This is a genomic window from Geitlerinema sp. PCC 9228 (assembly GCF_001870905.1).
Lineage (GTDB): Bacteria > Cyanobacteriota > Cyanobacteriia > Cyanobacteriales > PCC-9228 > PCC-9228.
On sequence record NZ_LNDC01000026.1, the window covers coordinates 1 to 7,990 of the forward strand.

Genomic DNA, 7,990 nt, shown 5'->3' on the forward strand with positions numbered 1-7,990 from the left:
GCGATCGCTTCCCTCAAAAATTTTCAATCCCATCAAAAGCAAAATTAAATTCGTAGGGTGGGCATCGCCCACCCACCAAAATATCGGTAATATCTAAAATCAAAAAAAAACTAAACTTGACAAAGCGATCGCCTCCCTCAAAAATTTTCAATCCCATCAAAAGCAAAATTGAATTCGTAGGGTGGGCATCGCCCACCCAAAAAAATATTGGTAATATCTAAAATCAAAAAAAACTAAACTTGACAAAGCGATCGCTTGATTTGGGGATATAGCACGATTGTACGGGCTTCTTGCGGGAACGGAATCGAACGCGATTCAATCCCTCTCCATTCAGGCACTTCTTTTTTGCATTAGAAACCGCTTGACAAGCATCCTTAACTGCAATTGATTTAATTTGATAGGGAACACAACTGCACCAATCAGGAAGGCTATTGAGGATTTCTCCTTTAATTGCTTTCCAATTCGCCTTTGTTTCTGGTTGTTGTAAATATTCAACGGTTCGGTTAAAGACAAACCGCGATACTCCAAACCAACGACGGACAATCCGTTTTTATTCACTACTTAGGAATATCCCGATCTTGCTCGATCTTCTTACCGTACTTTCGGAGTCCGTGTATTCGGCAACTGAAGACGTTAATGATGGAGAGAAGATCGGCGGTAAGTTCTGATTCTGGACAGTGAACAGGTTGTTCGAGAACCACGATTTTCCCACCGTTGGACTGAACACAGTATTCGATGAGTTCAAATCCGAATCGGAGGAGTCGGTCTCGACAGGCAACAACAAGGATGAACCGATCTCCGCGCAATAGTCTGTCCAATAAGGAGCGCAATCCTTTTCGTTTGAAGTTGAGCCCTGAGCCGATGTCTTTAATGACTTCTGCTTCGGGGTAGAGGGAGAGGAGGTAGGCTTCTTGTCGCAACAAGTCGTCTTTTTGTTTGGGGGAGGAGACGCGGCAGTAGCAAATAACGGCAGTTCGAGTTGCTCCTTTGATGTAGGAGTTGCAGTCGAATAACCTTTGCCCTGCTTCATTTCTGATTGATTTGATTTTCCCTCGATCGGCATATTTTCTAAGGGTGTTGGGGTGCAGTCCTAGTGTTTCAACTGCTTTTCTAAGAGGAACATAAGACATAAGCTAATGTTAGCACATATTAGTGACTATTAGCAAATCCCCTACAGAAAATTAACCCCCAAACTGGCTTGCCCCACCTGTAGCTGAAATGCCTGTTGGGAGTTTGTACTGAAACCCTGCAGCTAGCCAGCCAACCAAAAACTCAATCCCAACTGAGTCTTGCTATCGCTATGACCCCGCTCCGATCTCGAAACGCCACATCGTGAATCACCAAATCGAGTCCCGGACGCAGTTGCCAGCGTTGGATGGAACCGCGACACTTAGGGGGGGCAACTGCAATACTTCCGGCTTGGTAGGTTGGGTGGCATAGAACGTATCGGTTTGATGGGTCATCTCGGCATTTAGGCAAATACAGCCCATGGTATGGCATGGAAGAATATCAATACACTTTGTTAAGATTATTGCGATTAATTCCCAACGTCAATAGCCACCTTGACAAGGAAGGCAAAACGAAAAAAACTGCTACCAACCGCACATATCGGCAGTAGCAGTTACCTAGGAGAGTAAAAATGAGGACGCGAGATGGACCCAGACAAACTTGGTTGCGAACGAACAACCACGATCTACTTACTAGCTTTTTCTCCGGTTCGGGAATAGTCATCCTGGAAGCGAATAATATCGTCTTCCCCAAGATATTCCCCGTTCTGGACTTCAATAATAATCAAAGGAATGACCCCAGGATTTTCCAAACGGTGAGAGGTACACGGGGGAACGTAGGTAGATTGGTTGGTAAAAATGAGCTCTTCTCTTTCCCCGCAAACTACCTTCGCCGTTCCTGCTACCACAATCCAATGTTCGCTGCGGTGGTGGTGCATTTGCAGGCTGAGGCGATGTCCGGGTTTGACCTCGATTCTTTTGATTTTATAGCCTTTGCCTTCTTCGAGAACAGAAAAAGACCCCCAAGGACGCAGTTCCGTGGCTGCGACGCCTGTGGGTGCAATTGATTCCAACGCGGCTGTGGCGTTTTGAGGTACTTCTTGAGAGTTGGTCATGCTGCTTTCTCCTAAATTCTTCTATTAAGCGATCGCAACGAACAAATCAACAATAGAGGTTAGATACTGTTAAAACTTGCTGGCGAGCGGGTGCTGCTTCCGGAGTTGATCGATTTGTTACCATTACCATACCCAGTTTCGCCGAGCCTTGACTACTCCCCGCGCTGAAGCGACGGGGATTCCCCGGAGGGATTTCAGAACTTCCGACTTGTCGGACTCATAGGCGAAGTCAAATACGCCTCTATGGGTTGCCGAAGCTTCCCTTTACGTTCTTTTTTTGCCGTTCGCAGCTTCCATCACGATGCCAGTTCGGTACGCTCATCGCCCTGCCATTACTGCAACTCGGAGCCGCAATGCAATATCGCGCTTTCGGTTGCCGGGATTTCTCCGTACTAGGAACGACTCATTGCGTAGATGGTTGGCCCTACTAAGTCAACTGTTCCATTATATCACTGCGGCTAAAGCCGCACGAGTCGCTTTTCCGCCCCGCTCTAAAGAGACGGGGCTACCAAGCTCCCGAACTTTTTGCGTGTCACCCCCAATCTCTAGTATGCCCGCAATATATATCAAGTCTTTAACACAACCGCACCACCTTTATATTTCCTTTAATGAGGGGTTGCTGGGGAATTTTCCAGAAAAACGCCTATGCCGTTGTGGATTCTACCCGTTTGTCTGGGAGATTTGTTCAAAATCCGACCGCCTAGATACAACGTGGATGAGTTCCCCCCATCTAAATTTAAAGCATCGACAGCACCGATCCGTTGCATGATTTGGGCGGTGGTTTCCAAATTGGGGGCTATGGCTTTTCCGTCGCGATCGCAGGAATAATGGATAGCAGCCAGTAGCAACTTACCGGAATTGGTGGTCCCCACAACGCTACGAGGTGCCCTACCGGCGGCAAAATTACGGCTAAAGCTTTCCTGGGAAGCATTTAATACCTGGTCGCCGTTGCGCAACAAAATAGGACCCGCGCCTAGAATATGGGGATAATTGTTAAAATCCGTTGGTTGGGGCGATCGCTGGCTGGTCACGCGAATACCGACAGGAAAGGCAGAAGCGGCCGAGTGAAACGACCGCAGCGCTAGCAAATAACCATCTGTAGGAATTTGATAGGCTTTTTCGCCAGCTTTATCGGCTTGGTGGCGTTTGACCACCCGATGGTCGCGTACAATAACGAGAATTTCCCCATCAGTGAGCGGCGTATAGGTTTTTCCCCATTGGCGGTTGTAGCGAGCGATACCAGCACGCACGTAGCCACTGTTAAAAAAGATAACCGGAAATTGTCGCCCCGTACCGGTGGTAATGGTTTCTTGAAAGCGCAGGGGAGCAATTTTTACGTCTCCTTCGTCGTTCCAACCGATGGCACCGCGACCCAAAACCGGTGCTGACAACCACATGCCATCCCGACGCACCACCCCCAAAGGCAGATAATTGTTGCGGTTGAAAAATCCACCGTTGATGGCGGCATATGCTTGCCACTGGCGGGCTAACTCGGCTAGGGAACTCAAACCTACTTGGGTATGGGGCTGGCCGATGGGTTTGACAGCCATGGTTTCCTTTTTTAAATCAATTTCCAACCAGCGCACGCCCAAGCGATCGCTGCCCACCTGTATCCAATCTTGCCGCCAACGTATCCCAGGGGCCCACAACATATCCCGTTCTGGCATGGCTGTTGGACCCAAATCGAGAACCAAACGCGGCGGGTCGCCCAAGGTTTGTATGCGAGGCGGGCAGTGTAAGGGAGTTTGCAAGCGCAAGCGCAGCTTCCCCTCACGTACTTTTATGCCCATCAGGGAATCTTGGGCAAGGTTGGTGGCTTTCTTTTGTAATTCCTTGTTTAAAAATTGGGTATCCACCGCTACCATCCACTCGTGTTGGGGACGTGCTTGAGTTCCTTGAGGATCTTTTTGCTGCGATTGGCTTTCGGCGGTGATGCGACCCACCAGTTGGTTTTGCCAAGGGGTGGCGCGGTCGAACTGCAATACCCAGCGAATCCCCCATTCGTGTTCCCCACGGCGAATGGCGTTGACGGTGGCTTCCTGGGTAGTTACATGGAGGGTTTTTCCTTCGATCCACCAATGCCAACCGGCGTCTTGGGCGAGTTGGGTTATATCCAGATAGCGCGAACCCTGGGCTAGATGGGTTTCGACAGTCTGTTCGTAGGCAAACCACTGGATCGGTTGTTGGTCGGGGTTTTGGGTGTCTCGCAGTTCGCCGCCGAACAACTTACCAAAGGTGACATCGCGAATGCCCAAACGCCAGGAACTGTCTTTTTCAGGTCGCCAGCGATACCAAGGTGCGGCTACTTCCCGGCCGTTGATGGTCATGCGATCGCCCGATTGGGGAAGGTTGCTGCTTTCCGTAGGTGCTGGGGGCACCATATTGGCGAGCCCTCCCAATTTTTGGGCATGGTGGGTTGGTGGCTGTGCTTGGCTTCCCTGCAACCACAGGGCAAACAAACCGGTTGCTGCCGCCGAAGCGATCGCCCCTCCCAATTGGTACCAACCTTGCATACGCTAGCCCTCGTTCCCATCCTATGGCGATTATCCTACACCAAACGCTCTCTGCTGCCCTTTTTTTGACGGAGGCTTTTGTCTGGCGTTCCGGAAGTCAAGATTTCATGACATTTTCCAGACAGGTGGGGGACAAAATATCAAGATTTCATGACATAACGATCCCCTAGGGAACCTAAAACCGTCAAAACCCTTTCACAATAGGAATTTTCAGAACTTGACGTTTGCCGAAATATACGACAACATAAAAGCAGAGTGCGATCCCGAATCGGCGTCCTCCCAGATCCAAGCGCGATCGCTAAGTCAGCCTTCCCGACTGAAGCACGGGGGCTTCATGCCTCTAGCCTCAGGTAGCTGACCAGCCTCACCCCTTTAGGGCTACGTTTTTGTCGCCCTGCCGTTAACGGTTAAACCGCCCTACCAGGGGGAAGACAATGCCGTTAGCTCGACCAGCCCTAAAAACATGGGCAAGGAAAACATTACGCCGTCAAGGGTAGGCGATTCCGACTGTACCTCTTTTCGTTCTCCCCCCCTGGTGGGGAAGGCAGCTAAAGCCGTCGTTCATTTTTCCTCCCGGCGCTAAAGCGACAGGGCTTGCAAACGTATCCAAGATTTTCCGTGAATCCCACTTTTTACGTATTGCCGCAAAAAAACAGAAGCTTCCCAAGCTTGCTGTTCGCACCACCATCGCGATTCCCTCCCGAACGTTGACTTTTTCGGAGGCACCACCCTATGGCAAAAGAACGTCCACCCCTCGAAGAAATGACCTTGCGCCAGCTACGTCGCGTAGCCAGCGAACTGGGTATCTCTCGCTACAGTCGCATGCGCAAAGCGCAACTGCTCACGTCAATCCAACAAGCTCAAAAGCAGCAAACATCCTTAAACAATCCACCGCGTGTATTGGAGGCGCAGGAAGAAGTGGAAGCAGCCAAATTTCAAGTAGGTCAAGAAGATCGCAGCGGCGGCGAACTGTCCTCCGTAGACGAAGGATTGCCCGAACTCCCCGACGGATATGGAGAGAGCCGCATCGTCCTCATGCCTCGCGATCCCCAGTGGGCTTACGCTTATTGGGATGTTCCCAGAGAGCACAGAGAAGAACTACGCAATCAAGGGGGTCAGCAACTGGCCCTACGCTTGTACGATGTCACCGACATCACCCTCGAATCGCAAACGCCCCACAGCGTGCAAGAATATCCCTGCGACGAACTGGCGCGGGAATGGTACTTGCCGATTCCCGTAAGCGATCGCGACTATGCTGTAGAAATCGGCTACCGCTGTGCCGACGGTCGCTGGTTGGTTTTGGCGCGCTCCATGACCGTGCGCATTCCTCCAGTTTATCCTTCCGATTGGGTGGAAGACCAATTTATCACCGTTTCCTTTGACGAAGAAATTCAAGGTAAGACCTTCGCCAACTTGGTTCATCCCAGCGAAAGAGAAACTGCCCCTGCCAACGGCGCACCTGCCTCTGCCATTTACGACGATATTTTTGCACGCGCCCAGGGAGCCGAATCCCAGCGGGTTGCCGGTTCGGTATTTGGTTCCATGCACCAAGTTCCCGAACAAGCCATCAGCTCCTACGTTTTCCCCTCCGGCGTCGGCATGTGGGCAGTTCCCACCATGTCTGGCGTAAGCGTGAGTATGTCCGGTGTGGGTATGATGTCCGGTGTGGGCATGTCTGGCGTCGGATTTTCCGCTTCTGCCGTACCTGTCAAACCGCGCAAATTCTGGTTGGTGGCCGATGCCGAACTCATTGTCTACGGTGCCACCGAACCCGATGCTACGGTTACCATTGGCGGTCGTCCGATTAAGCTCAACCCCGATGGGACTTTCCGCTTTCAAATGTCCTTCCAAGACGGACTGATTGACTATCCGATTATGGCAGTAGCGGCGGATGGCGAACAAAGCCGCTCCATTCACATGAAATTTACTCGGGAAACGCCTTCCCGCAATACCAATACCAAAGAAGAAGCCGTGGAAACCTGGTTTCACTAAATTGCAACAGCTAGATTGAAAATAAATTAAAGGGAAGGGAAAACTTGTACCCATAGGGGGGATGCCTTCCCTTTTTTGTTGGGCATTGCTTGTGAAGAGGAAGTAGCAGACGGGAACAGGGCACCATGCTGAAAACAGCAGAAATGCGGTGGTTTTATACGGGGAAAGTACCAGAAAACGTGCAGCATTGGTTTGAAAAGGAACTCCCCGGCGACAATTTGCGATCGCGCGACACCCGAGAAGATGTTTATTTGTGGATTCCCCAGTGCGAATTTTTGGGGGTCAAACACCGGGAAAGTCGGCTGGAAATTAAATGGCGACAGCAAGCTTTGGGAAAATGGCCTCTGAGCGATCGCATAGTGGGAAATGCGGAAATCTGGATTAAATGGTTGTGCGTCGATCCCGAAAGCGACACCATGCTGCCCACCAATGTCATGACCCAACCCAGTTGGATTGGCGTACAAAAACAACGACAGCAGCGAATCTATACTTACCCCCCAGAGCAACAGGTACAACCTGCCCCAGCCGACGAATGGCTGAGCAGCGGCGGCGGCGTGGAACTGACCCAACTGAGAGTTGCCAACCAGGATTGGTGGACCTTGGGCATTGAAGTTTTTGGCGAAGGTCGCGATTTGTTAGACATTCTCCAAGCGATCGCAACCATTGTAACCGCCAGCTATCCCGGAGAAACCATGACTGCCCAACATTCCTTTGGGTATCCGGCTTGGTTGGCGAAGCTTTGAGCAAACGCCCCCGACGCATCCTACGACTACACCCGAAGGGTTAGTCGCTAGTTAGGAGGGGCACTTTGTCCGTAGGGAACTTTAACTTATCATCTGAATAAACTTTGTTGTCATCCAGAATGAATCTAGTTACAGACAGTCACCAATTCCAAGCACAACGAGCTACACCGCTATGCTTGGCAAATAACGTTTCTGGGATGTTGTTTGGCCTCAGTTCGGTATGAGGTGCTAATACCATTTCTGAAAAACAACGATTGTATAGAATTGGCCAATTACCCTGGTAGGGGCGCTCACGCGTTGCGCCCCTACAAAAATGCCTCTATTATCTCTTGCAGATTATTAAAAAAATGATATCAAGCTTGAGCTAAGAAATTAAAACTGACTCGCAGAAATAAAAGTCAGTTGGATGATGGCAAAAGTTCCTCATCCAAACGGCGAACTCCCGTTACTCTATCTATTCTTTGGGATAGAAAAGCCCAGGGGCTGTCATCTGAGGAAACCTCAGATGTTTATACGCCCCGTTCCACTACAGCAACTTGACACTCTCACGAATAGAATTCGTGAGATTCTCGCTTCATCGGGTGTGCCTAGATAGATTAGCTATGAACTAGTCCATCCCC

5 protein-coding genes are annotated in these 7,990 nt (G+C 50.3%); 2 read left to right on the forward strand and 3 right to left on the reverse strand.

Going from position 1 to position 7,990, the window contains the following annotated elements:
* Positions 1–557: 557 nt before the first annotated feature.
* The 3 genes from AS151_RS01965 to AS151_RS01975 all read right to left on the reverse strand — a co-directional run bounded on the left by AS151_RS01965 (position 558) and on the right by AS151_RS01975 (position 4,635).
* Positions 558–1,130 (reverse strand): IS607 family transposase, encoded by a 573-nt coding sequence (locus AS151_RS01965; protein ID WP_071515394.1) that lies wholly within the window; start codon positions 1,128–1,130, stop codon positions 558–560.
* 563 nt (positions 1,131–1,693) lie between these two features.
* The gene (locus AS151_RS01970; RefSeq protein ID WP_071515395.1) at positions 1,694–2,122 is read right to left on the reverse strand and encodes a phosphomannose isomerase type II C-terminal cupin domain; all 429 of its coding nucleotides are present in this window, start codon (positions 2,120–2,122) and stop codon (positions 1,694–1,696) included.
* 605 nt (positions 2,123–2,727) lie between these two features.
* Positions 2,728–4,635, reverse strand: a complete 1,908-nt coding sequence (locus AS151_RS01975; RefSeq protein WP_071515396.1) for a phosphodiester glycosidase family protein — start codon at positions 4,633–4,635, stop codon at positions 2,728–2,730.
* A 732-nt stretch (positions 4,636–5,367) separates the two neighbouring features.
* Here AS151_RS01975 and AS151_RS01980 point away from each other — a divergent pair.
* Together AS151_RS01980 and AS151_RS01985 are read left to right on the forward strand one after the other, a co-directional pair.
* Positions 5,368–6,627: a DUF4912 domain-containing protein gene (locus AS151_RS01980; protein ID WP_071515397.1), complete on the forward strand. Its 1,260-nt coding sequence runs from the start codon at positions 5,368–5,370 to the stop codon at positions 6,625–6,627.
* A 125-nt stretch (positions 6,628–6,752) separates the two neighbouring features.
* A complete protein-coding gene (locus AS151_RS01985) occupies positions 6,753–7,370 on the forward strand; it encodes a hypothetical protein (protein WP_071515398.1) in 618 nt (205 codons plus the stop codon).
* Positions 7,371–7,990 lie beyond the last annotated feature (620 nt).

Excerpts from the sequence above, each read along its gene's own strand:
- AS151_RS01965 (WP_071515394.1), bottom strand. The coding sequence starts at position 1,130 with ATGTCTTATGTTCCTCTTAGAAAAGCAGTTGAAACACTAGGACTGCAC.
- AS151_RS01970 (WP_071515395.1), bottom strand. The coding sequence starts at position 2,122 with ATGACCAACTCTCAAGAAGTACCTCAAAACGCCACAGCCGCGTTGGAA.
- AS151_RS01975 (WP_071515396.1), bottom strand. The coding sequence starts at position 4,635 with ATGCAAGGTTGGTACCAATTGGGAGGGGCGATCGCTTCGGCGGCAGCA.
- AS151_RS01980 (WP_071515397.1), top strand. The coding sequence starts at position 5,368 with ATGGCAAAAGAACGTCCACCCCTCGAAGAAATGACCTTGCGCCAGCTA.
- AS151_RS01985 (WP_071515398.1), top strand. The coding sequence starts at position 6,753 with ATGCTGAAAACAGCAGAAATGCGGTGGTTTTATACGGGGAAAGTACCA.